At 64.3% G+C, this 23,780-nt stretch carries 19 protein-coding genes; 9 read left to right on the top strand and 10 right to left on the bottom strand.

Going from position 1 to position 23,780, the window contains the following annotated elements; genetic code table 11:
* Positions 1-33 precede the first annotated feature (33 nt).
* From NTD82_RS03425 to NTD82_RS03405, 5 genes are all read left to right on the top strand, one after another.
* Positions 34-1,803 (top strand): flavin monoamine oxidase family protein, encoded by a 1,770-nt coding sequence (locus tag NTD82_RS03425; protein WP_262127745.1) that lies wholly within the window; start codon positions 34-36, stop codon positions 1,801-1,803.
* Positions 1,800-3,503 (top strand): alpha-keto acid decarboxylase family protein, encoded by a 1,704-nt coding sequence (locus NTD82_RS03420; protein WP_262127744.1) that lies wholly within the window; start codon positions 1,800-1,802, stop codon positions 3,501-3,503. The genes NTD82_RS03425 and NTD82_RS03420 overlap by 4 nt, the downstream gene beginning before the upstream one ends.
* Before the next feature lie 12 nt (positions 3,504-3,515).
* Complete coding sequence (locus tag NTD82_RS03415) at positions 3,516-5,519, top strand: hypothetical protein (RefSeq protein ID WP_262127743.1); 2,004 nt, start codon at positions 3,516-3,518, stop codon at positions 5,517-5,519.
* A 142-nt stretch (positions 5,520-5,661) separates the two neighbouring features.
* Positions 5,662-7,608, top strand: coding sequence for a DNA topoisomerase III (locus NTD82_RS03410; RefSeq protein ID WP_262127742.1), 1,947 nt, complete (start codon positions 5,662-5,664; stop codon positions 7,606-7,608).
* Positions 7,609-7,638: 30 nt separating this feature from the next.
* A complete protein-coding gene (locus NTD82_RS03405) occupies positions 7,639-8,028 on the top strand; it encodes a VOC family protein (RefSeq protein ID WP_262127741.1) in 390 nt (129 codons plus the stop codon).
* Between the two features lie 123 nt (positions 8,029-8,151).
* On the opposite strand, the gene NTD82_RS03400 is transcribed toward NTD82_RS03405, so the two are convergent.
* The 3 genes from NTD82_RS03400 to NTD82_RS03390 form a co-directional block, all read right to left on the bottom strand.
* Positions 8,152-10,245 (bottom strand): TonB-dependent siderophore receptor, encoded by a 2,094-nt coding sequence (locus NTD82_RS03400; RefSeq protein WP_262127740.1) that lies wholly within the window; start codon positions 10,243-10,245, stop codon positions 8,152-8,154.
* 138 nt (positions 10,246-10,383) lie between these two features.
* Positions 10,384-11,328: a p-hydroxyphenylacetate 3-hydroxylase reductase component gene (locus NTD82_RS03395; RefSeq protein WP_262127739.1), complete on the bottom strand. Its 945-nt coding sequence runs from the start codon at positions 11,326-11,328 to the stop codon at positions 10,384-10,386.
* Between the two features lie 70 nt (positions 11,329-11,398).
* On the bottom strand, positions 11,399-12,568 hold the full coding sequence (locus NTD82_RS03390) for a p-hydroxyphenylacetate 3-hydroxylase oxygenase component (RefSeq protein WP_262127738.1): 1,170 nt from the start codon (positions 12,566-12,568) through the stop codon (positions 11,399-11,401).
* Between the two features lie 270 nt (positions 12,569-12,838).
* Here NTD82_RS03390 and NTD82_RS03385 point away from each other — a divergent pair, with 270 nt between their 5' ends.
* Both NTD82_RS03385 and NTD82_RS03380 read left to right on the top strand, forming a co-directional pair.
* Positions 12,839-14,323 (top strand): aldehyde dehydrogenase family protein, encoded by a 1,485-nt coding sequence (locus tag NTD82_RS03385; protein ID WP_262127737.1) that lies wholly within the window; start codon positions 12,839-12,841, stop codon positions 14,321-14,323.
* A gap of 51 nt (positions 14,324-14,374) precedes the next feature.
* Positions 14,375-15,238, top strand: a complete 864-nt coding sequence (locus tag NTD82_RS03380) for a LysR family transcriptional regulator (RefSeq protein WP_095159828.1) — start codon at positions 14,375-14,377, stop codon at positions 15,236-15,238.
* Position 15,239: 1 nt separating this feature from the next.
* Here the strand turns inward: NTD82_RS03380 and NTD82_RS03375 are convergent, their stop codons facing one another.
* The 5 genes from NTD82_RS03375 to NTD82_RS03355 form a co-directional block, all read right to left on the bottom strand.
* Complete coding sequence (locus tag NTD82_RS03375; RefSeq protein WP_262127736.1) at positions 15,240-16,388, bottom strand: HPP family protein; 1,149 nt, start codon at positions 16,386-16,388, stop codon at positions 15,240-15,242.
* A gap of 207 nt (positions 16,389-16,595) precedes the next feature.
* Positions 16,596-17,324, bottom strand: a complete 729-nt coding sequence (locus NTD82_RS03370) for an anti-sigma factor domain-containing protein (RefSeq protein ID WP_262127735.1) — start codon at positions 17,322-17,324, stop codon at positions 16,596-16,598.
* A complete protein-coding gene (locus NTD82_RS03365; RefSeq protein WP_095159831.1) occupies positions 17,321-17,854 on the bottom strand; it encodes a sigma-70 family RNA polymerase sigma factor in 534 nt (177 codons plus the stop codon). The genes NTD82_RS03370 and NTD82_RS03365 overlap by 4 nt, the downstream gene beginning before the upstream one ends.
* A gap of 66 nt (positions 17,855-17,920) precedes the next feature.
* A complete protein-coding gene (locus NTD82_RS03360; protein WP_095159832.1) occupies positions 17,921-18,460 on the bottom strand; it encodes a DUF3455 domain-containing protein in 540 nt (179 codons plus the stop codon).
* Between the two features lie 145 nt (positions 18,461-18,605).
* Positions 18,606-18,893 carry a hypothetical protein gene (locus NTD82_RS03355; protein ID WP_262127734.1) on the bottom strand — a complete coding sequence of 96 codons (288 nt, stop codon included), beginning with the start codon at positions 18,891-18,893 and terminating at the stop codon, positions 18,606-18,608.
* 177 nt (positions 18,894-19,070) lie between these two features.
* Between NTD82_RS03355 and NTD82_RS03350 the strand changes: the two genes are divergently transcribed.
* Positions 19,071-19,511 (top strand): hypothetical protein, encoded by a 441-nt coding sequence (locus tag NTD82_RS03350; protein WP_410017021.1) that lies wholly within the window; start codon positions 19,071-19,073, stop codon positions 19,509-19,511.
* 60 nt (positions 19,512-19,571) lie between these two features.
* Here NTD82_RS03350 and ppnN read toward each other — a convergent pair whose 3' ends face one another.
* On the bottom strand, positions 19,572-20,945 hold the full coding sequence (ppnN, locus tag NTD82_RS03345; RefSeq protein ID WP_095159848.1) for a nucleotide 5'-monophosphate nucleosidase PpnN: 1,374 nt from the start codon (positions 20,943-20,945) through the stop codon (positions 19,572-19,574).
* 173 nt (positions 20,946-21,118) lie between these two features.
* A complete protein-coding gene (locus NTD82_RS03340) occupies positions 21,119-22,327 on the bottom strand; it encodes a Bcr/CflA family multidrug efflux MFS transporter (protein WP_262127732.1) in 1,209 nt (402 codons plus the stop codon).
* 186 nt (positions 22,328-22,513) lie between these two features.
* On the opposite strand from NTD82_RS03340, the gene NTD82_RS03335 reads away from it, so the two are divergent.
* Positions 22,514-23,770, top strand: coding sequence for an OprD family porin (locus NTD82_RS03335; RefSeq protein ID WP_262127731.1), 1,257 nt, complete (start codon positions 22,514-22,516; stop codon positions 23,768-23,770).
* Positions 23,771-23,780 lie beyond the last annotated feature (10 nt).

Raw genomic sequence — 23,780 nt, 5'->3', positions numbered from 1 at the left:
AATCCTTGCCCACACAACATAGGGATATAGGCGATGAGTCAGACCCAGCCATTGGATGTCGCCATCATCGGCGGCGGTGTATCGGGAACCTACAGCGCGTGGCGCCTGCAAGAGGCGCAAGGCGATCATCAGCGAATCCAGTTGTTCGAATACGGCGACCGCATCGGTGGCCGGCTCTTCAGCATCACCCTCCCCGGTCTGCCCAATGTCGTCGCTGAAGTCGGCGGCATGCGCTGGATGCCGGCCACCGAGGACGACACCGGTGGCCACGTCATGGTCGACAAGCTGGTGGATTTCCTCGAACTGCCCAAGAAAGATTTTCCGATGGGCAACGAGCAGCCCGAAGACCATCCGGTCGGCGCCAAGAACAACCTGTTCTACCTGCGTGGCCAGCGCTTCCGCTTCCGTGACTTCACCGAGTCACCGGACAAGATCCCCTACAACCTGGCCTGGTCCGAGCGCGGTTTCGGCCCCGAGGACCTGCAAGTCAAGGTGATGAACAGCATCTACCCCGGCTTCGACCAGCTCAGCCTGGCCGACCAGATGCAGGTCAAGGTGTTCGGCAAGGAAATCTGGCGCTATGGCTTCTGGGACCTGCTCTACCGCGTGCTGAGCAACGAGGGCTATCAGTTCATGAAGGACGCCGGTGGCTACGAGGCCAACGTCGCCAACGCCAGCGCCGTGACCCAGTTGCCCGCCACCGAATACAGCGACGACACCAAGTTCCTGACCCTGAAAACCGGCTTCCAGACCCTGCCGCTGACCCTCAACGAACGCTTCAAGGCCGTGCCCGGCGGCCTGGTTCCTGGCGAACAGCGCGTGCAGTTGAACCGCCGCCTGGCGTCGCTGCAATACAGCGATGACACCGAATACCCGTACCGCCTGCACTTCCAGCCGACCCAGACGATCGACGGCACCACCACCGACCTCGACGTCCCGGAACAGATCGTCCACGCCCGCCAGGTAATCCTGGCCATGCCACGGCGTTCGCTGGAGCTGATCGAGTCGCCGCTGTTCCAGGACCCGTGGCTGAAAAAAAACCTCGGATCAGTGCTGGTGCAATCGGCGTTCAAACTATTCCTCGCCTACGAACAACCCTGGTGGCGCAGCCTCGGCCTGGTGGCTGGCCGCTCGGTCACCGACCTGCCGATCCGCCAGTGCTACTACATGGGCACCGAGTGCGAGCAGGATGGTGGTGAGCCGAGCCTCAATTCGCTGCTGATGGCTTCCTACAACGACATCGGCACCGTGCCGTTCTGGAAGGGCCTCGAAGGCGGCCTGCCGTTCGAGGGCTACCAGCCCAAGAGCCTGCTGGGCCGCGTCGATGCCAACGAGATCGTGCCGAAAACCCAGAACCAGGTCAGCGACGAGATGGTCCGTATCGCCCAGCGCCAGGTCACCTCGCTGCACGATCAGGTCGAGCTGCCGGCGCCTTACTCCGCCGTCTACCACGCCTGGGACACCGATCCGTACGGCGGCGGCTGGCACGAGTGGAAAGCCAACTTCCGCCTCGACCTGATCATCCAGAACATGCGCCATCCGGTGCAGGAGCAGGCGGTGTACATCGTCGGTGAAGCCTATTCCTACGGCCAGGGCTGGGTCGAAGGCGCGCTGACCACCGCCGAATCGACCCTGCAGGACTTCTTCGGCCTGGCCCGGCCAAGCTGGCTGCCAGCGGCTTATCAACTGCTGCCGGAACCCGGCCCGACCGATATCGTCGACCCGGCGGCGCTGCCATGCAAAGACTGCGCGAGCACCCTGGAAGCCGTCACCGAGTTCGCCTACACGGGGATCAAACCATGAGCGTCGAGTTCAGCGTTGCCGACTACCTGCTGACCCGGCTCAAGGAACTGGGCCTGACCAAGGTGTTTCAGGTGCCGGGTGACTACGTGTCCGGCTTCATGGATGCCCTCGAAGCCTTCGACGGCATCGATGCGGTGGGCGAGGTCTTCGAAATGGGCGCCGGCTATGCCGCCGATGGCTACGCGCGGGTTCACGGCCTCGGCGCGGTGTCGCTGCAATACGGCGTGGGCACCTTCAGCGCGGTCAACGCCATCGCCGGTGCCTTCGTCGAGCGCAACCCGGTGGTGGTGATTTCCGCCAGCCCGTCGACCAAAAACCGCGAACAGGCGAAAACCCAGAACGTGCTGTTCCACCACTCCACCGGCAACTTCGAAGCCGACCGCAATGTGCTGGAACAGGTCACCGTGGCCTGCGAGATCCTCTCCGACGCCCGCCAGGCGCCCTGGCAGATCGACAGCGCGCTGATCGCCGCCATCACCCATCGCCAGCCGGTCTACCTGGAAGCCTGGCAGGACGTCTGGAGCCTGGAATGCGCCCGTCCCCACGGCCAACTGAGCCCGGAACCGCGGCCCTCCAACCACGACGCCTTGCAGGCATTGGTGGCCAACACCGTGCAGCGCCTGGGCCAGGCGAAAAAGCCGTTGGTGCTGCTGGGCGTGGAAGTCATGCGCTATGACCTGCAAGGCCAGGTGCAATGGCTGATCGACGGCCTCGGCCTGCCGTTCAGCAGCACCCTGGACGCCAAGACCGTGCTCGACGAAAGCCAGCACGCCTTCATCGGCACCTTCGCCGGCCCGGCCTCGCGCCTGGAAACCTCGAAGGCGGTGGACGAGTGCGACTGCATCCTGGCGATCGGGGTGATCTTCACCGACGACTACCTCGACCTGCTCAACACCCGCTTCGACAGCATCATCCAGGTCAACTGCGACCTGGCCCGCACCGGCCCGGACTACTACCCCAACGTGCGCCTGCCGGACTACGTCGACGCGCTGCTCAAGGCGCTGGACCTGGACGGGCGCTTCCCGCGCCACGATGTTCCCCTGGGCGCCCCGCAAGCGCTGTTGCGCGCCAGCAATGCCGATGCTGACGCCGCGCTGAGCTACGCGAACTTCTTCGACACCTTGGTGGAATTCGCCCAGGAACACCGCGTCTGGGAAAGCAGCACGCTGATCCTCGGTGAAAGCTCGTCGCTGTACGTGTCCAGCAACATCCAGGGCATGCCCCGCGACAGCTTCCTCTCCGACGCCATCTGGGGCTCCCTCGGCCATGAAACCGGCTGCGCGCTGGGCGTGGCGCTGGGCAGCGGACGGCGGCCGATCGTAGTGGCCGGCGACGGCGGCTTCATGATGGTCACCCAGTCGCTGGCGGCGCTGGCGCGCAACAAGGTCAACGCGCTGGTGTTCGTCATGAGCAACCAGGTATATGCCATCGAGCAGGCCTTCGTCGATATCGACGCGTTCGACCCGGAGGGCCAGTTCGCCCCGTTCGATACCCTGCCGAGCCTGAACTACCCGGCGCTGGCCGAAGGCTATGGCGCGCTGGGTTACCGCATCGAGACCGTCGCCCAGTTGCAGGAGTTGCTGCCGCACCTGCTGGCGCTGAAGGACCGCCCGGCCCTCGTGGAAGTGAAAATCAGCGAGAAAGACCTCGCCATCCAGATCGACCGGCTGGCAAGGCCGCCAAAAAAACCGAGCAAGTAAGGAGTTCGTTTCATGGATCGAAACACCAGCGTGCGCACGGCGATCGCCTGCGCACTGCTGGCTGCGTTGCCGCTCAATGCCCAGGGTCACGGCATGCACGGCAACGACAGCCAGTCCGAGGCAGAAGAAGTGTTCTTCCGCAAACTGCCCATCGACACCGACCTCAAGCAAGCCCTGCAGCAATGCGTCAGCGCCGCGGACACCGACAAGGACCATCTGCTCTCCGGCCTCGGCGGCGCCCGTTATGACCTGGTCGCCGTGAAGGACGCCGAACAGGTGCAAGCCTTCTACAGCCAGGGCATGGCCTTGCAATACGGCTTCAACTTCGGCGAAGCCATCCGCGCCTTCTACCAGGCCTACCAACTCGATAACGGCTCGGCGATGCCGCTGTGGGGCGTGGCGCTGTCGGCCAGTTCCAACATCAACACCGACGCCACCCAGGGCTGCGACCAACTGGCCAACCTGACCGCCCGGCTGGCATTGCAGAACGCGCAAAACCGCCAGGCCAAACCGCCCGCCGGATTCAGCACCGCGCAATTGGATCGCGAAGTGGCCTATGCCGAAGCGTTCCTCAGCCAGTACGACGAGAAAGGTGACCAGATCGGCCTGTCCCTCGACGGCAAGAAGCGCTACGCGGCGAAGATGAAAGCGTTGTCCGAGAAATACTTCGACGACCTCGATGCCGCCGCCCTGTACGCCGACGCCCTGCTCAACATCGCCCCGTGGAAATGGTGGAAAGGCGTCGAGGCGACCTCCGACAAGGTCGACCCGACCAACGAAGCCTACGAGGCGCTGCAAGTGCTGAACCGCATCCTCGTGGCGGACGAAAACCACTCCGGCGCCAACCACTTCTACATCCACGCCATCGAGGAATCGCCGTTCCCCGACAGCGGCCTGCCCATGGCCGATCGCTTCCGCACGCTCAACCCGGCGGTGGGTCACCTGATCCACATGGCCTCGCACATCTACCAGCGCACCGGCAACAACGCGCTGTCCAGCGCCACCAACTACGCGGCGGTGTCGGTGGACCGGGCCTACGCCAACCAGGTTCAGCCGCAGAGCCCGTACCTGCTGCACTACCTGGGGCACAACATCCACTTCCTGACCTGGACCCTGTCCATCGAAGGGCGCAAGAACGAAGCCATGAACATGGCCAGCGAACTGGTGGACAACACCACGCTGAATGCCTCGTCGGAATTCCTCTGCAAGCAGTACCCGCAGGAGCTGAAAACCAAGTCCGACTACTTCTACGCGGTGCCCTACTACTACGCCGTGCGTTTCCAGGACTGGGATGCGCTGGAGCGGATCAAGCCGAACATCAGCAGCGGCCTGGCGAAGATCAACGAGACCTGCGCCAAGGCCGATCAGAACTGGGTGGCGCTGACCATGCCGTACACACGGATCATGGAAAGCTATGCGACGGCGTACCAGAAGCTCGGCGACACGCTCGACAGCGGCAAGGCCGTCGAGGCCATGAACGGCTTCTGGAGCACAGCGGGCAGCGTTCTGCAGGACAACGCCACGCTCAAGTACGGCAACAACGACGCCATCCAGTTGCTGCGCCTGGCCAACCTGATCCTGTTTACCAAGGCCCAGGAAAGTACCGCTGGCAAGCTGGTGCTCAAGGACGTCCGGGACGCGAGCGCCAAGGCCGTCGGCAAAAACGGCAAACTGCTGGCCGACGACTTCGCCACGCTGGAAGACGACAGCAAGGCCGCGATCATCACGGCCTGGAAAAAGGCGGTCGAAGTGCAGGACGGGCTTTGGTACAACGAGCCGCCGGACTGGTACTACACCGTGCGCGAATCCCTCGGCTATGCGTATCTGGCTCAAGGCCAGGCGGCGAACGCGGAAAAAGTGTTCACCGAAGACCTCAGTGAAAACCGCTTGAGCGGGCGTTCGCTGAACGGGCTGAAGCTGGCCTTGCAGGCGCAGAAGGGCAAGACCGTCAGCGCCGAGCTGGAGCAGAAACTGCAAAATGCGTGGCGCAATGCGACGGTGAGCGCGGCGCCCTGAAGCATTATCGTCCGCAAACCCAGCTCCCCTGTGGGAGCTGGGCTGCCAGCGATGGCTGTACATCCATACAGATAAAACTTGCCTCAACCGCACTTCCTGAGCATCCTAGGGCCTTCTTTCCCCCAGGACTCCGCCCCGGCACATGCGCCTGTTCCTCTGCGAAAAGCCTTCCCAGGCCAAGGATATTGCCAAGGTCCTCGGCGCCAACCGCCGCGGCGATGGCTGCTGGGTCGGCACCGGCGTGACCGTGACCTGGTGCATCGGCCACCTCCTGGAAACCGCCCCGCCCGACGCCTACGACGCCCGCTACAAACGCTGGGTGCTGGCAGACCTGCCGATCGTCCCGAGCCAGTGGAAAATGCAGGTCAAACCCAAGACCGCCAGCCAGTACAAGGCAGTCAAGCGCCTGCTGGGCGAGGCCGCGGAACTGGTGATCGCCACCGACGCCGACCGTGAAGGCGAGATGATCGCCCGCGAACTGGTGGAACACTGCCGCTACCGCGGACCAATCCGCCGCTTGTGGCTGTCGGCGCTGGACGACGCCTCGATCCGCAAGGCTCTGGCCAGCCTCAAGCCCGGCGCCGAAACCTTCAGCCTGTACCACTCAGCCCTCGGTCGCTCGCGCGCCGACTGGCTGATCGGCATGAACATGAGCCGGCTGTTCACCCTGCTCGGCCGCCAGTCCGGCTACCAAGGCGTATTGCCTGTGGGCCGGGTGCAGACCCCGACCCTGCGCCTGGTGGTGGACCGCGATCGCAGCATCGCCGACTTCGTGCCGGTGCCGTTCTGGGCCATCGATGTGCAACTGGACAGCGCCGGTACCGTCTTCACCGCGCAGTGGCGCGCACCGGACGATGCCTGCGACGACCAGGGTCGCTGTCTTAAGCAGGAACTCGCGCAACAGGCCGCCGCCGCAATCAATGGCGCGGGTTCGGCGCAGGTGGTGGCAATCAAAACCGAGCGCGTGCGCGAAGCTGCGCCGCTGGCCTTCGACCTTGGCACCCTGCAGGAAGTCTGCTCGAAGAAACTCGGCCTCGGCGCCCAGGAAACCCTGGACATCGCCCAGGCGCTTTATGAAACCCACAAGGTCATCACCTACCCGCGCAGCGATTGCGGCTACCTGCCCCTGAGTCAGCACAGCGAAGCTCCGGCAATCCTCGCCGCCCTGACTCGCGCCGATTCATCGCTGGCGCCGCTGCAGCCGTACCTGGAGCCGCAACGCCGTTCCCGGGCCTGGAACGACGCGAAAGTCAGCGCCCACCACGGCATCATCCCCACCGCTGCGGCCATCGATCCGAACCGTCTGCCGGGCAAACACAAGGCGGTCTATACATTGATCCGCGCCCGCTACCTGGCGCAGTTCCTGCCCAACCATGAATACGACCGCACCCAGGCCGACTTCGATTGTGGCGGCCAGGCCCTGCGGGCGGTGGGCAAGCAGATCGTCGAGCCGGGCTGGCGTCGTGCCCTGCCTGAAGCCCTGACCCCGCCCAAAGGCCGCGAGGCGCCAGCGCCGCAGGTGTTGCCGACGTTGAACAAGGGGCAATGGTGCGAGGTGCGCGAGGTCAACCTGAAAGACCTCTGGACCCAACCGCCCAAGCCCTTCACCGAAGGCGACCTGATCAAGGCGATGAAGAACGTCGCCAAGCTGGTGGACGATCCGCGGCTCAAGCAGAAACTCAAGGACACCACCGGCATCGGCACCGAAGCCACCCGTGCCGGGATCATCCAGGGCCTGCTGGACCGTGGCTATATGGTGAAAAACGGCAAGGCACTGAACGCCACGCCGGCCGCCTTCAGCCTGATCGACGCGGTGCCCCGGGCCATCGCCGACCCCGGCACCACGGCAATCTGGGAACAGGCGCTGGACATGGTGCAGAGCGGTGAAATGACCCTGGAAACCTTCGTCGCCAAACAGTCGGCGTGGATGAGCAAGCAGGTGGAACGTTGTGCCGGCATGAGCCTGACCATCTCCGGCCCGGCGACGCCGGCGGGGCGTGGCGGTTCGCCGTGGAAGAAGAAGCGCAAGAGCAGCAGCACTGCCGCAACGACCAAGCGGCCACGAAAACCTCGGGCGAAAAAGGCCTGATCCTCTCTTACCGACTCAAGGAAGATCCTCATGAAACTCGGCTACACCATCGCCTACGTCGCGGACGTCCCGGCCTCGCTGGCCTTCTTCGAAAACGCCTTCGGCCTGACCCGGCGCTTTCTGCATGAAGGCGGTGACTACGGCGAACTGGACACCGGGGCGACCACCCTGGCGTTTGCGTCGCTGGAACTGGGCGAGGCGAATTTCGAAGGCGGCGTGCTCGCCGCCAGCGAAAGCCAGCGGCCACTGGGCATGGAGATCGGCCTGGTGACCGATGAGGTGGCGGCGGCGCACGCCAGGGCGTTGGCTGCCGGGGCCGTGGAGTTGAAGGCACCGCAGACCAAGCCGTGGGGCCAGACTGTGTCCTGGGTGCGTTGTCCGGCGGGGATTCTGGTGGAGTTGTGTACGCCGGTGGGGTGACTGCGCGGGCCCTATCGCTGCGTAGGCATTTACACATCTCACAGGTCACAGGCATGACGCAGAACCTGTAGGAGCCGGCTTGTCGGGGCGCCGAACCGCGGCGATCAGGCCCTCAGCCTCACCTCAAAGACTGAGCGCCAGGCTCAGGCTGAGGTTCCGCGGATCCCCGGGCATGTTCCACGCCGCGTTATACCCCCGCTCGTAATACTTGCGGTCAAACAGGTTGTTCAGGTTCAGGCCCAGGGTGAGCTGCTCGCTCGCCTTGTAGTGGGCCAACAGATCAACCGTGCTATAGGCCGGTAAACGGAAGCTGCTGCCGGCCTGTCCTGAACGTTCGCCGACATAGTTGGCCGAAGCGCCAAAGTTCGAACCCCGCAGCGCCCCGTCCTGGAACTCATACACCGCCATCAGGCTGCCGCTGTGCTGAGGAATGCCGAGCAGGTCGCTGCCCTTGGGCAGGGCCGCGTCACCCTTGGTCACTTCGGCATCGATGTAGGCGTAGGCGCCGATCACCCGCACGGCGTCGCTGAGCTGGCCGCTGAACTGCAGATCCACACCTTGGCTGCGGGCCTTGCCGGCGGCGATGCTGTCGCCGAAAGCGTCGGTGGTGATGACGTTTTCCTTATCGATATGGAACAGCGCCAGCGTGGCGCCGAGCCGGCTGTCGAACAGATCCAGCTTGAGCCCGGTCTCGTAGCCGATGCCCTTCTCCGGTTTGTAGACCTGGCCCCGAGTGCCCATGCTGTTGGGCTTGAACGAAGTGGAGGCGTTGGCGAATACGCCGACCTCGGGCGTGAGTTGGTAGAGCAGGCCCAGGCGCGGCGTGGCAACATCCTTTTCCTGGCTATTGCTGACCCCGGTGGCGCGGTTCTGCGCGGTCTGCTCGATCCGCTCCAGACGCACGCCCACCAGCCCGCGCAGGCGTTCGGTGAAGGTGATCTGGTCTTGCAGGTTCAACGCGTAGCTTTCAGTGCGTTCGAAGAAGTCGTTGGGGTTGACCAGTGCCGGCTTCGGCTGGCCGTAGACAGGATTGAAAATATCCAGGCCGTAGCCGAAGCCGGTGACGCTCTGCGGGTATTTCTGGCTGTTGCGGTAGTTCTCGTACTCCAGGCCGATCAGGCTCTGGTGCTGCCAGCCGGCCAGGTCGAACTGGCCGTGAAGCTCGGCCTGGGTGATGTTGTCGTTCCACTCGAAATTGCGTTCGCGGTAGAAGCGGCTGATCTGGCTGCCCACCACCCGCGACGGCTCCGAGCTGTTTCCGCGCAGCGTGCCCTGGGTGTAGTGGTTGGCCAGACGCAGTTTCCAACTGTCGTTGAGGTGATGTTCCAGCGCCAGGTCGAGGGTCTGGTTGTCGTTGCGGATGCGGCCGTCGTTGGGTTCGCCGATGAAGGTGGAACGGGCGACCGGGCCCAACTCGTTGTTCACCGCCGGAATGCCACGGTCGAACACCGATTCGGTGCGGGAGAATTCGCTGTCGAGGGACAACAGGGTGTCGGGGCTCAGTTGCCAGCTCAGCGACGGGCTGACGATCTTGCGGCGACCGTCCACGTGGTCACGGAAGCTGCTGTTGTCTTCGACCGCCAGGTTGACCCGCGACAGCAGGCTGCCGTCGTCGCTCAGCGGGGTGTTCACGTCTAGACTGCTGCGGTAGCGATCCCAACTGCCGGCGCTGGCCTTGAACGTGGTGAACGCATCGACCTGGGGTTTCTTGCTGACGATATTCACCAGCCCGCCCGGATCGCCACGGCCGTAGAGACTGGCGGCCGGGCCCTTGAGCACTTCGATGCGCTCGATGGTCGAGGTGTCTGGCGCGCTGTAGCTGCCGCGGTTGATGGCGAAGCCGTTCTTGTACAACTCGCCCGTGGTGAAGCCGCGCACGCTGTAGTTGAGGAAGGTCAGGCCGCCGAAGTTGTTCTGCCGCGACACGCCGCCGGCAAAATCCAGGGCGCGGTCGATGCGGGTGCTGTTGAGGTCTTCGAGTACCTGCGCCGGCACCACGCTGATGGCTTGCGGGGTGTCGCGGATATCGGTGTCGGTTTTGGTCGCGGTAGCAGAGCGGGTAGCGCGATAGCCCTGCACCGGACCATCGGCGCGCTCTTCGATACGGCGCTCGGTGACGCTGACGGCATCGAGCAACACCGTGTCCTGCGCCGTCGCGGGCAGGCTCAGCAGGCCGGCAGACAGGCCGAGGTACAACCTTCCAGTGGGGTAGTTCATGGGGGCTCCTGAATTTTTGATGTAATAACATAACAATTCAGGAGCAGAATGACACCATCGGGTTTGTGGGGGATTGGGTTTCAGTAACTCACTTGAGGGTCTTATCGCTGGGGAAAACAGCGATAAGACCCTCAAGATTCAACCGCGAATCACAGCCTTGAGTACCGTCTTGAACGTCTCGATCTGCTCTTCGCTGAACTCGCCAAACACCGTGTCCTGCTGCTCACGAGCGATGGTCCACAGCGCTTCGGTCTGGTCGATGCCACCTACGGTGAGGCGCACATTGCCGCCCTCCTCGCTACCGCTGACCAGGCCCTTGCGGGTCAGGTTGGCCACGGCTTCATCGATTTCCCGCGCGGGCATTGCCACTTCGCGTTGCAGGTCGGTGAGGCTCAACCCGGCATCGTTCTCCAGCACCATTAGCATCCGCGCTTCGCTGGTGCGCAGGCCACTGGACAGTTGCCGCGGCTGGTAGCTGGTTTGATAAGCCCGCAGGGCCTGGGTCATCAGGTAATACAGGTTGTGGCTCAGGCGCCCCTGGAAGTTGCTGCTCGGTGGCTGACCTTCTTCGCGGCGGGTCATGCGGGTGTGCGGCAGGACCATGGAATACGCGCCCTGGTGATACAGCAACGGCGACCGCCCGCAGTCTTCGAACGCCACCACCTTGCCGATCATGATCCAGTGATCACCACCGTCGAGGATCTGGTACTTCTCGCACTGGAAGTTGGCCGAGCAGTCCAGCAGGATCGGCGCCCCGCCCGCACCCGCTTCGTGCGCAATGCCGGCGAAACGGTCATCCCGCGGCTTGGCGAAGTTGTTGGACAGGTCGATCTGGTCGGCGGCGAGAATATTCACCGCGAAATGGCTGGCCGCCTCGAAGGTCGCAAGGCTCGTGGAGCGCTTGTCGAGGCTCCAGAGGATCAGCGCCGGATCGAGGGACACCGAGTTGAAGCTGTTGGCAGTAACGCCGACCTTGTTGCCTGCGCCATCATCGGCGGTGACCACGGTAACGCCGGTGGCGAAGTTGCCCAGGGCGCGGCGGAAGGCACGGCTGTCGAAGGCCGCAACGGTTTCATTGGACATGCAAGACTCCCCGGCTGCCCGCAACGGGCAACCGTGATTTGTTTTTATGTGAGAGAGAGAAGATCGAGCGTCAGACCATGCTCGGATCAGGCTCGAGGCCCATCAACTCGCGACCCAGAATCTGCGCGCAGACGTCGTAGTCGGTGTAGGCATGCGCACCGGTCATGTGCGAGTCACGCCACAGGCGCTGCAGCTCGTTGCTCTCGAACCACGAGGTGCCGCCGGCAGCTTCGTACAGACGGTCCACGGCCTGGATGCACATCTTCACCGCGTAAGCCTGATTGGTACGCCAGAACGCCAGGGTCTCGCGGTCCGGGTATTCCTTGCGGGCGCCGTGGTCGGCGTGGTCCTGCCAGGTCTTTTCGAGGAAGGCACGGGCGGCGGCGACCTGGTGGGTCGATTCGGCCAGGCGCATCAGCGCCGGGGTCGCGGCACCGACGCTGGCACCGGTGTAGGCGCGCACGCGGTTCTTGGTCTTCTCGCGGAAGGCTTCGAGCATGCGCTCGGCGATGCCCAGGCTGATGGTGGCGAAGCCCACGGCAAAGTACGGACGGTACGGGGAGTAGAAAATCTTGCTGTCCGGATACAGACCAAAGCCCGCGGACTTGCCTTCCATCATGTCCTTGGCTTTCTGGATACGGTGCTCGGGGACGAAGGCCTTGTCGATGATCAGGGTCTTGGTGCCGCTGCCTTTCATGCCGGCGGCGAACCAGTCGTCACGGATTTCGTAGTCGCTGCGCGGCAGCACGGCGAAGCAGTAGTCCTGGGTGCCTTCGGCGTTAGCGCGACGGCAGCCGACGATGGCCCACTCGGCGTGATCGCAACCGCTGCTCCAGCCCATTTCGCCGCTGAACAGCAGGCCGCCTTCAACCTCTTCGACACGACCGAACGGCGCGATGCTGCTGCTGGCGGTGTGGTCCGGGTTCACGCCCCAGATTTCTTCCTGCAACTTGGCCGGGAACATCGCCAGTTGGTGGTTATGGGTGCACAGCAGGCTCATGGCCCAGGCGGTGCTGGCGCATGCGCCGGCCAGCAGCGCGATGCAATCGGTGAACTCCGGCAGGGAGATTTCCATGCCGCCATAAGGCTTGGGCAGGAAGGCGCGGTGCAGGCCGATCCCCTTGAGCAGGGCGATGTTCTCGGCGGGAACCATGCGTTCTTTTTCGGCACGGGCGGCATTGGCGGCTATGGTCGGCAGTACCGACTTGAGGTCTTCGAGCAGCGGGTTTGGCTTTTTCATGAGTGGCCCTGCTTATTATTGGATGTCCATCGGGCCTGGTGACTACACAGGCCGCTGCGGATTCGGGGCCAGTATGGGAGGCGTCCGCCACGCTGAAAATGCACCTTCCAGAGACAAAATTGTACTTTCCATGGCCAACCCCGCCCCGCCGTCGGACAACCGCCGAACGCGCTGGCAGACCCGGTCATGTAGGGCTGGCAGGCTCAGTCAAGTCACCCGCGCGGGCCTGCGCTAGGGTGCCGGCTTTGCCTATTTGCACAGGTACACCTCATGACCATTTCTCTCCTGCCTGCCGTCCAGGCGTTCTTCCAGCGTGACCACGGCCTGTTCATCGACGGCCGCGCGCAGGCCTCCGGCAGCGGTCGTCACCTGGACGTGATCGACCCGGCCAGCGGCGAAGTCATCAGCCGCGTCAGCGAAGCCAACCAGCACGACATCGACAGCGCCGTGGCCTCCTCCCGCGCGGGCTTCGCCCAGTGGTCGCAGGCCGCACCGGCAGTGCGCGGCAGCGTGCTGCTGAAACTGGCCGACCTGATCGAACAGAACGCCGAAGAGCTGGCCCAGATCGAAACCTGCCAGTCCGGCAAACTGATCCAGATTTCGCGCCACTTCGAAGTCGCCCAGGCTGCGCACTTCCTGCGCTACTACGCTGGCTGGGCGACCAAGATCAGCGGCCAGACCATCACCCCGTCGTTGCCTTCGTTCAACGGCGAGCGCTACACCGCCTTCACCCTGCGCGAGCCGATCGGCGTGGTGGTGGGCATCGTGCCGTGGAACTTCTCCACCATGATCGCCATCTGGAAACTGGCCTCGGCGCTGGTCACCGGCTGCAGCGTGATCATCAAGCCCAGCGAATTCACCCCGCTGACCATCCTGCGCATCGCTGAACTGGCGATCGACGCCGGCCTGCCGGCAGGCGTGCTCAACGTGGTGACCGGTGCCGGCGGTGTCGGCAAGGCGCTGATCGAGCACCCGCACACCGACAAAGTCTCCTTTACCGGCTCGGTACCCACCGGCCTCGCCGTGGGCCAGACCGCCATGGCCGCCAACCTGACCCGCGCCACCCTGGAACTGGGCGGCAAGAACGCAGCGGGCTTCCTGCCGGATGTGGATGTGGAAACCGCGGTCAACGGCATCATCGAAGCGGGCTTCCTGCACTCCGGGCAGATCTGCGCCGCCGCCGAGCGCTTCTACGTGCACCGCTCGCAGATCGACGCGGTCACCCGCCGCCTGAGCGAGCGCCTGAGCCAGTTGAAGATCGGCTCGCCGCTGGATGAAGCCAGCGAGTTCGGCCCGGTGACCAACAAGCAGCACCAGGCCAAGCTCGGCCAGCTGTTCGCCAAGGCCCGCGCCGAAGGCAGCACCATTCTGCATGGCGGCAAGCTGATCGACGGCCCGGGCTGCTATGTCGAGCCGACCGTGATCCTCGCCAACTCGGCGAAGGACAGCCTGATGACCGAGGAAACCTTCGGCCCGGTGGCGACCTTCCTCGCCTACGACGACGAAGAGGAGTTGGTCGCGCTGATGAACGACAGCCCCTACGGCCTCAGTGCCAGCCTCTGGACCAACGACCTGGGCAAGGCGATGCGCCTGATTCCAAGGGTCCAGGCCGGCACCTTGTGGGTAAACATGCACACCCTGCTGGACCCGGCGGTGCCGTTTGGCGGGATCAAGGCCTCGGGTGTCGGCCGTGAATTCGGTGGGGCGTTCATCGAGGATTACACCGAGCTGAAGTCGGTGATGATTCGCTACTGATTGCGCCGCACACGCTCTAGAATGGCCAGCTCGCCCCCAATCTGGTGCCCCATGGACATCGAGCTGGCCCGAACCTTCCTCGAAATCGTGCGCAGCGGCAGCCTCGTCGCTGCCGCCGAACACCTGCACGTCACCCAGACCGCCATCAGCGCGCGAGTGCAGAAACTCGAACAGCAGCTCGACTGCCAGCTCTTCATCCGCAGCCGCAACGGCGCCAGCCTGACCAGCAATGGCGAGGCCTTCGTGCCCTATGCCAATCAACTGCTGCAAACCTGGGAATCGGCCCGCCGCGATCTGCCGCTGCCGGACGGTTGCCGCGAGGTGCTGCGCATCGGTGGGGAAGTCAGCCTGTGCAACCCGCTGGTGCTTGACTGGGTGCGGGTGCTGCACGAACAGCTACCCAGCCACGCCATCCGCAGCGAAGTCGGCGAAAGCGCCGCCCTGCTGCGCAAACTGGAGATGGGCACGCTCGACGCGGCGCTGCTCTACCAGCCGATCTACAGCCCCGGCCTGCAAGTCGAACAATTGCTGGAAGAAAAACTGATCCGCATTCAACTGCGAAGAAAGCCGGAGCCCTACGTCTACATCGACTGGGGCGATACCTTCCGCCGCCTGCATGACGAAGCCCTTCCAGAACTGACCCGCCCGGCCCTGAGCTTCAACCTCGGCCCGCTGGCCTTGCAGTTCATTCTGGAACACGGCGGCAGCGGCTATTTCCGCACGCGGGTGGTGCAGAGTTACCTGGACCGCGGGGTACTGGAACGGGTGCCGCAGGCGCCGGAATTCCCCTACCCCACCTGGCTGGTCTATCCACGGGAGCGGGATTCGCAAGCGCTGCAGCAGGCGTTCGAACTGCTGCGCCAGGTGGTGGCAGGTGATAGCGACTGGTCGCAGCGCTGGGATCCGCTGATCTGACTCAAGCCGCCTCGGCCAGCCGCTCCTGCGCCAGCAGGTGCTGGCTCAGCGCGGCGATCAGGTCGGTCTGGGTGACCACGCCAACCACCTTGCCGTTCTCCAGCACGGGCAGGCAATGCAGGCCCTGGTCGCAGAGCAGCGGGATCAGTTCGACGGCCTGACGCTCGCTGTCCACGGTAATCACCGGCTCGCTCATGATCTGCGCCAGACGCACCGGCTTCTGCCTGCCAAACAGCGCCCGCCAACTGAAACGGGTCGCGGCCATGGCCGGCGCGACCAGATCGCTGAGGCTGATGATGCCCGCCAGTTTCCCGCTGTCATCCAGCACCGGCAGGTTTTTCAGATGATGGCTGGCGAGTTGTTTCCAAGCCTGTTCCAGCGTGGTGTCGGGCGTGGCGAACTGCACGTCGCGGGACATCACCTGCGCCGCAGTAATCCCGCCGAGACTGCGCTGCACCGCGTGGCGCTGGGTGGCGAGGATGATCCGTTCGAGGTCGTTGCGGGTCACGTCGACGAACTCGCCAATGTCTTCCAGCGCCTGGTCCAGATCGCTCGGGCTGACCCCGACGCGCTCGCTGGCCGGCTGGTCAGCGGTGGCATGAGTGGCTTTGCGCGGCGCGTTGATTTTCGGGTAGCGCACGCCGGTCAGGCGGTTGTACAGCACCGCCATCGCCAGCACGATCAGGGCATTGAGCATCACCGGCTCGATCACCTTGACGCCCATCGCCGCCAGCGACGGATCGGCCAGCGCCAGACTCACCGCCAGCGCCGCACCCGGCGGGTGCAGGCAGCGCAGCAGACACATCAGCAGAATCACCAGCAGCAGCGCCGCGCTCGCCACCATCAGGCCCGGACCGATCCAGTGATGCAGGCTGATCCCCACCGCCGCCGCGCAGACGTAACTGCCGAGAAACGGCCAGGGCTGCGACAGCGCGCCGGAATGCACGGCAAACAGCAACACCGTCGAGGCCGCCAATGGCGCCATCAGGTGCAGTGTCGCCGCGCTGCCGAACAGGTAGCTACAGACGCTACCCGCAACGGCCAGCGCCAGAAGCGCACCGATCGCGGCGCGGAACCATTCTTGAGGGGGAATATGCAAAGCGGCTGGAATGAAGCGATCGAACCAGTTACTGAGACCACGGCTAGACATGTGACGGACCAGGCACCTGTTTGAAGAAAAGAAGCCCGCCCAACAGCGGACGGACTTTGTATCGCGAGGGGGCAATACGCAAAGGGCTCCTTCCCTGGAGATGGAAAGATTGCCCGGCAGTCTGAGGAAATCTGACCGCCAGCTCAAATTCAAAAAAGTGCTGTTTCAGTGCATTTTTTTTGCAGCGTCACAAAACAGTGCGTTTTCTCACAGCACTTTGACCGCACGACCGATGAACTGCACCGGCCCGCTGGGCTTGCCGCTGGCCGAGCCGGTCGGGCTCTCCAGGGTCAACTCGAATAGCTGGTTGTCCTGCAGCGGCGGCAAGGCATCCAGCGGCACTTCCACGGCCTGCCCCGGCGCGATCAGGCCCAGCGACACCGGCCCGCTCCAGCCATCAGCCTTGGTCCAGAATTCCAGCGCCTTGTCCGCGGGCACTTCGGCCATGCCCAGCGGAATCAACTGCACGGTGCGGTGATTGCTCGCCTGCACGACCCAGCCGGGCGATTTATCCTGCGGCGCGACCAGCACCACCAGGTAGGTCGGCGTCGCTGCAGGTGGTTCGCGCACCAGCAACACCGCCAGTAACAGACTGGCCGCCAGGCCCGCCACCGACGCCCAACGCCAGGGTGTCGGACGCTGCCACCAGCGTTCGGGACGAGCGGCAGACAGCGACGGCGAAAGATCGCCCACGCTGCGCTCGATGCGTTGCCACAGGTACGCGGACGGCGTCTGCGCCGGCGCCTGCACCTGCAACCCCTGCAAACGGTGCTCCCAGGCATCGACCGCTTCCCGCAGCGACACATCGTGTTCAAGGCGCCGGGCGACGGCCTGACGCTGGTCGAACGGCAGCGTGCCGAGGACATATTCAGCGGCCAGCGCATCACTGTCGTCGGGGCTTGTTTCGCGGCTGTCGTCGAGGTCGCCGGTCGTCATCCCATGCACTCGCGCAAGGCAGCCAGGCTGCGTTTGATCCAGGCCTTCACTGTGCCCAGCGGCGTCCCGAACGTGCGGGCGATCTCGGCGTGGGAAAAGCCATCGACATACGCGTGGACCAGGCAGGCCCGGCGTACAGGTTCCAATTGCTCCAGGCAGGTGGTCATGCGCCCGCTGCGCAACGGACCGTCCCCCTCGGCGGCGCTGTCGCCCGGCTCGGCCTCATCGCCCAATGGCACATCGCGCTCCCGGCGACGCAGAAAGTCCAGCGCCAGATGCCGGGTGATGCTGAACATCCAGCCACGGGCACTGCCACGTGCCGGATCGAAGGTGGCGGCGCGGGTCCAGATGCGGATAAAGGCGTCGTGCACCACGTCTTCGGCCAGGGCGGTGTCCTTGAGCAGGCGCCGGGCAACGCCCAACAGCCGCGCGCCCTCCTCTTCGTACAAGCGCTGCAGCGCCTGGCGGTCGCCGCGTGCGCAGGCCGCCAGGTGGGCTTCATGGTCGAACGAGGACAGGGGTAAGGTCACAGGGCTTGCCGTCGACGAGTGGTTACCGCTAGCAGCGTAGACCACCGTCGAACGGGCAACCGTGGCTTATCGGGCGGTCCAGAAAATATAGTCCGCCTGATAATTCACCTTCTCCTGCTTGCCCTTGTCAGCCGTGGTGCAGGCGCTGCCTGGCGCCACGCCGCCCTTGAGTGCGACGCGCTGGATATAGGTCACGCCGTTCATGGCGCCGGCGCCTTCAGCCGGGTTGGCCTTGACCAGTTGGTACGGCAGGTTGCCCGGGCTGGAAGGTGCCACCGCCAACTGGGTGCCGGTGACTTTCGAACCATCCTTCGCCTGCCAGGTGGCGGGCGGGCCGAAGTAGTCGCCAACCGCCTTGCCGCTGCGGTCATTGAGCACGGCCTTGGGACCGACGAAGGTCCATTCGGTCTGCCCGGGCTTGTCGGCCTTGTCGCGGCATTCGTAGGTGATTTCGCCGACGCCGACGGTTTCCAGCGCGACCTTGTGGCCGTCCGGCACCTTGATGCTGTCGGGCAGCGCGCTGGTGGCATGAGCGGCGGAACCAAGCAGGAGGCTGGACGCGGCGAGAGCGGCGGCGGCCAGTGCGAAGCGGGATTGGCGGTTCATAAGGCGTGACTCCAGTCAGGATGATCGGTCAGGCAGCATGAGGCTGCTGTCTGAACTACCTGGCAGGACGCCAATTGGATGCACGCGGATGAAAAAATAATCGCGGAACCTGTCCGCGATTATCCGGGTGACGCCTGGACCGTGCTTACAGGCCCAATTCCTCGGGGGTCAGCATGTCCGACTCGAAGGCGATCCAGCCGTATTCCAGCTCGGCGTGGCCGTTGACGATCTCGCCGTAGTAGGTCAGGCCGTTGTCGAGGGTCACGCAGATATGGGTCGGGGTCTCGGGAGCAGCCAGGGCGCCATTGAAATGCACCTTCTTCAGCGTTTCCGTCACCGCCTCCAGGGAGATTTGCACGCCGGCGTTCTCGACAGCCTCGACGTCATCGCGCTGTTCGGCGCTGATGGTTACGGTGGCGGTGTATTTCTTCATGCTGAAAGTGCTCCGTGAGCGGAATAAACGGCCGCACAGGATAAGCCAGGATGGCCGCAAAAGCCCGTATCCCGACGTGCGGGCCGGTCCCCCGGTATCGCCAGCCATCACGAAACCGAGCACGCCGCTGCCCGCGCTGGTATCGTGCCGGGCTGAATGACTGCATGCCGTAAGGAGATGACCTTGAGTGCCGAAGCCAAATTGACCGGTGACCTGTTCGACGTCGACAAACGCCTGAGCCTGAAGCCCGTGGTGGACTTCAACACCTACCTGAACAACGCCTTCGGCGACGGCAAATGCACCTGCGCCCGCTGCAAGGAAAGCGCGAACGACGAAAGCGCCTACGCCTTCGCCCACAGCTTCGAGTTCAACGGTATTCCGCTGCATCGGCGTTTTGCCACGACCACCGCGGCCGACGTGCTGGGTGTGCTGAAAAAAGCCTGGCTGTCGTACCACAAGGAAGAGTTGCCTGGCGGCAGCCTCGATCTCGAGAACCTCAAGACCTTCGTCGAAGCGCGCCTGCAGGTCCGCCTGAAGCCACTGTTGCTGGCCAGCGGGCTGGTGAAGGAACAGGAAGATGGCAGCCTGCTGTTGCTGGCTGACGGGGACTTCATCTGAATCCTTGAAAAACGCCATCGCTGGCAGGCGCAACGCCGCCAGCGATGAGGTTTCAGCAGATCAGGCTACAACCCGATAACACGGCACATACGCCGCGCCGCCCGGCAGCTTCATCCGATGCTGCTCGACAAACGCCTGCAATAGCCGATCCAGCGGCTGCATGATCGCCGCATCGCCGTGAATCTCGTACGGCCCATGCTCTTCGATCAGGCGGATGCCCTTGTCCTTGACGTTGCCGGCGACGATGCCGGAGAACGCCCGACGCAGGTTGGCCGCCAGCTCATGCGGCGGCAAGTCGAGGCGCAGTTGCAGGCTGGCCATGTTGGCGTGGGTCGGGTCGAACGGACGCTGGAAGCCCTCCTCGATTTTCAACAGCCAGTTGAAGTGGAACGCGTCGTTGCGCTCGCGGCGGAACAGCTTGACCGCCTTGAGGCTCTCGGTCATCTGCCGGGCGACCTGCGCCGGGTCGTCGATGATGATCTGGTACAGCCCCTGCGCCGCTTCGCCGAGGGTGGCGCCGACGAAGTCGTTCAACTGTTGCAGGTACGGCTCGGCGCTGCGCGGCCCGGTGAGGATGACCGGGAACGGCAGTTCGCGGTTGTCCGGGTGCATCAGGATGCCCAGCAGATAGAGGAATTCCTCGGCTGTGCCGGCGCCGCCAGGGAAGATGATGATGCCGTGGCCGACCCGGACGAAGGCTTCCAGGCGTTTCTCGATGTCCGGCAGGATCACCAGCTCATTGACGATCGGGTTCGGCGCCTCGGCGGCGATGATCCCAGGCTCGGTCAGGCCCAGGTAGCGGCCGCTGCTCATGCGCTGCTTGGCATGGGCGATGGTGGCGCCTTTCATCGGCCCCTTCATCACGCCAGGGCCGCAGCCGGTGCAGATGTCCAGTTTGCGCAGGCCCAGCTCGTGGCCGACCTTCTTGGTGTACTGGTATTCCTCGCTGCTGATCGAGTGACCACCCCAGCACACCACCAGCTTGGGCTCGACGCCCGAACGCAGGGTGCGCGCGTTGCGCAGCAACTGGAACACGTAGTCGGTGATGCCCTGGGAGTTTTCCAGGTCGATCTTCAGGCGGTCCAGCTCGCTCTCGGTGTAGACGATGTCGCGCAGGGCGCAGAAGAGCATCTCGCGGGTGCTGGCAATCATTTCGCCATCGACGAAAGCATCCGCCGGGGCGTTGAGCAGTTCCAGGCGGACGCCGCGGTCCTGCTGATGAATACGGACCTCGAAGTCCTTGTAGGCATCGAGGATGGTCTTGGCATTGTCGACATGGGCGCCGGTATTGAGGATGGCCAGGGCGCACTGGCGGAAAAGGGTGTAGATACTGCCCGAGCCGGCCTGGCTCAATTGTTGGACTTCACGTTGGGAAAGCGTCTCCAGACTCCCTTTCGGGGCGACCGAAGCATTGATTACCTGTCTTTGGGCCATGCTGAATTCCATGCTGTTCGGTGCCTGCGAACGACTGTGGCACCGCTGTTGTGAACGCCGCACGCGCGGGTCTCGCACCTGTTTGTAACAGGTGGCCGGGCTTGTAGCAAACGGCCCGGCTTCACTGAGTATGGACGCATCCGACGACAGGGCACGGCTTCTTCACACTGCCATCAGGCCGCCTGCTTCAAGGCTTGCGCCTTGCTTCGCACGGCAATGGCGGCAAAACACGCCAGGCAACCGAAGCCCGCAGCCGCCAGCGCCAGGCACATCGGTGCCGGGGTGCCGTCAGCCAGGGCACTGACCACGGCACTGAACGCCGCGCCGAGGGCGAACTGGCAAGCCACCGCCAGCCCCGCCGCCGCGCCGGCCTGACGCGGGTACAGCGCCAGCAGGCTGGCGACGCAATTGGCGCCCATCAAACCGGTGATGCTCACGTAGACGATCACCCCCGCCACGATCGCCGTCAGCCCGCCCCAGCCGCTGAGGCCGATCGCCAGCAACCATAGCGCCGCGACACCGCCCAGCGCCGCCCCTACCGACAGCATCCGCAACGGCCCGACGCGGCTGACCATCCGCGCGTTGATCAGGGTGACGACGATGATCCCCACCACGTTCAGGCCAAACAGCCAGGCGTAGCCGCTGGGCGACACGCCGAAATACTCCATGTACACGAAGGGCGACGCGGTGATGAACGCGAACATCCCGCCAAACGCCAGGCCCATGCAGAGGATGTAGGCCAGCGCCACCGGCTGCCGGGCGATCTGCCAGTAAGCGGCGAACACCTTCGCCAGCGATTCGCCGCGTTGGTCCGGGGCGTGGGTTTCGCCGATCTTCCAGGCCGAGGCCAGCAAGCACAGGGCGCCGAACACCAGCAGGCCGAAAAACACCGTGCGCCAGCCGTTGAGTTCCATCAGCAGGCTGCCCAGCAACGGCGCCACCAGCGTGGCAAGCATGGTCACCAGGTGCATCAGCGACAACACCCGCGCCGCCTCGCTGAGGGCGAACAGGTCACGCACGATGGCCCGCGCCAGCACCGAGGCCGCCGCGCCGCCGAGGGCCTGGAAAAAGCGCCAGACCACCAGTTGCTCCACGGAGCTGGCGAACATGCAGCCCACCGTCGCCACCAGGTACAACACCATGCCGCCCAGCAGCAGCGGCCGCCGGCCGTAGCGGTCCGACAGCGGTCCGTAAACCAGCATGCCCAGGCACAGGCCGGCGAGGAACAGGCTGATGGTCAGTTGCACGCTGGCGGCATCGGCGCCCAGGTCGCTGGCGATCATCGGCAGGCTGGGCAGGTAGGTGTCGATGGACAGCGGCGCGAACGCCACCAGCGCGGCGAGCAGGACGATCAGCCGGGCCGGATTGGCAGTGTGGGTCATCGGGACTCCGAAATCAGGGAAGGAAGCGGTATAACGTTAATATCTTAATTTTATTCGCAAGCGCAGCAAAAGGACTTTATCGGTAGAAAGATAATATGTTAACTATAAGCCAAGCCCGCGACCCAGGGCCCGGCCTTACAACGCCATAACGAACGCACCAAAACAAAAACAAAAGGTATGAAGTCCATGTCCCTCCCCCGTCGCCTCACCGCGGCCAGCGCTGGCCTGTGCGCCACGCTCGTCCCGTACCTCGCCCACGCCGATTTCATCAAGGACAGCAAAGGCAGCCTGGAAGCACGCAATTTCTATTTCAGCCGCGATTTCCGCCAGAGCAACGCGCCGCAAAGCCAGGCCCGGGAATGGGCCCAGGGCTTCATTCTGCGTATGGAGTCAGGCTTTACCGAAGGCACTGTCGGCTTTGGCCTCGACGCCCTCGGCGAGCTGGGCGTGAAGCTCGACTCCAGCCGTGACCGCCGTGGCACCGGCCTGCTGCCCTACGGCGCCAGCCAGGAGCCGGTGGACGACTTCAGCGAACTGGGCCTGACCGCCAAAGCGCGCATCAGCAAGACCACCCTCAAGCTCGGCACCCTGCAACCGATGCTGCCGGTCGCGGCGATCAACGACGTGCGCCTGCTGCCCTCGACCTACACCGGCGGCTTGGTCACCTCCCAGGACATCGACGGCCTGACCTTCAACATCGGCCGCCTGGAAAAGCAGAACCTGCGCGACTCCTCCAGCAACGACGAGATGAGCTACGCCGGCGTCGAGAGCAGCCACCTGGACCTGGCCGGCGGCACCTACGCCCTGACCCCGCGCCTGGCGGTGAGCTACTACTACGCGCAGATGCAGGACATCTACCGCCAGCACTACGCCGGTCTGGTGCACGACCTACCATTGGCCGACGGCATCAACCTGCGCAGCGACCTGCGCTACTTCGACACCCGCGAAACCGGCCATGACGCTCTGCGCTCGGCGGCCCGGGTCGATGGTGGCAAGATCGACAACCGCTTCTTCAACGGCATGCTGACCCTCGGCGTGGGCGCACACAAATTCGGCCTGGGTTACCAGAACCTCTCCGGCGACGGCGATTTCGCCTACCCGGGACTGGACCCGTACTCGGTCAACCTGGTCACGGTGAACGTCTTCACCAAGGCCGAGACCGACGCCTGGCAAGCGCGCTACGACTACAACTTCGCCGCCTTCGGCCTGCCCGGCCTGAGCTTCATGACCCGCTACGTCAACGGCAAGAACATCGAGACGGCGACGGTCAGCGGCGGCAAGGAATGGGAACGCGACACCGATATCGCCTACGTGGTACAGGACGGTCCGCTGAAGAATTTCAGCGTGCGCCTGCGCAATGCGACCTTCCGTTCCAGCGGCGGATTGACCAGCGATATCGATGAAAACCGGTTGATCCTCGGTTACACCGTGGCGCTGTGGTGAGGGAAGAAAA

The organism is Pseudomonas sp. 5P_5.1_Bac1, from assembly GCF_025466015.1.
Lineage (GTDB): Bacteria > Pseudomonadota > Gammaproteobacteria > Pseudomonadales > Pseudomonadaceae > Aquipseudomonas.
The sequence above is the reverse complement of the archived record's forward strand: the minus strand, read 5'-3'. Positions and strand labels throughout refer to the sequence as shown.

Bases quoted from the DNA above. Each gene is read 5' to 3' on its own strand.
- NTD82_RS03425 (WP_262127745.1), top strand. From the start codon at position 34: ATGAGTCAGACCCAGCCATTGGATGTCGCCATCATCGGCGGCGGTGTA.
- NTD82_RS03420 (WP_262127744.1), top strand. From the start codon at position 1,800: ATGAGCGTCGAGTTCAGCGTTGCCGACTACCTGCTGACCCGGCTCAAG.
- NTD82_RS03415 (WP_262127743.1), top strand. From the start codon at position 3,516: ATGGATCGAAACACCAGCGTGCGCACGGCGATCGCCTGCGCACTGCTG.
- NTD82_RS03410 (WP_262127742.1), top strand. From the start codon at position 5,662: ATGCGCCTGTTCCTCTGCGAAAAGCCTTCCCAGGCCAAGGATATTGCC.
- NTD82_RS03405 (WP_262127741.1), top strand. From the start codon at position 7,639: ATGAAACTCGGCTACACCATCGCCTACGTCGCGGACGTCCCGGCCTCG.
- NTD82_RS03400 (WP_262127740.1), bottom strand. From the start codon at position 10,245: ATGAACTACCCCACTGGAAGGTTGTACCTCGGCCTGTCTGCCGGCCTG.
- NTD82_RS03395 (WP_262127739.1), bottom strand. From the start codon at position 11,328: ATGTCCAATGAAACCGTTGCGGCCTTCGACAGCCGTGCCTTCCGCCGC.
- NTD82_RS03390 (WP_262127738.1), bottom strand. From the start codon at position 12,568: ATGAAAAAGCCAAACCCGCTGCTCGAAGACCTCAAGTCGGTACTGCCG.
- NTD82_RS03385 (WP_262127737.1), top strand. From the start codon at position 12,839: ATGACCATTTCTCTCCTGCCTGCCGTCCAGGCGTTCTTCCAGCGTGAC.
- NTD82_RS03380 (WP_095159828.1), top strand. From the start codon at position 14,375: ATGGACATCGAGCTGGCCCGAACCTTCCTCGAAATCGTGCGCAGCGGC.
- NTD82_RS03375 (WP_262127736.1), bottom strand. From the start codon at position 16,388: ATGTCTAGCCGTGGTCTCAGTAACTGGTTCGATCGCTTCATTCCAGCC.
- NTD82_RS03370 (WP_262127735.1), bottom strand. From the start codon at position 17,324: ATGACGACCGGCGACCTCGACGACAGCCGCGAAACAAGCCCCGACGAC.
- NTD82_RS03360 (WP_095159832.1), bottom strand. From the start codon at position 18,460: ATGAACCGCCAATCCCGCTTCGCACTGGCCGCCGCCGCTCTCGCCGCG.
- NTD82_RS03355 (WP_262127734.1), bottom strand. From the start codon at position 18,893: ATGAAGAAATACACCGCCACCGTAACCATCAGCGCCGAACAGCGCGAT.
- NTD82_RS03350 (WP_410017021.1), top strand. From the start codon at position 19,071: ATGACCTTGAGTGCCGAAGCCAAATTGACCGGTGACCTGTTCGACGTC.
- ppnN (WP_095159848.1), bottom strand. From the start codon at position 20,945: ATGGCCCAAAGACAGGTAATCAATGCTTCGGTCGCCCCGAAAGGGAGT.
- NTD82_RS03340 (WP_262127732.1), bottom strand. From the start codon at position 22,327: ATGACCCACACTGCCAATCCGGCCCGGCTGATCGTCCTGCTCGCCGCG.
- NTD82_RS03335 (WP_262127731.1), top strand. From the start codon at position 22,514: ATGTCCCTCCCCCGTCGCCTCACCGCGGCCAGCGCTGGCCTGTGCGCC.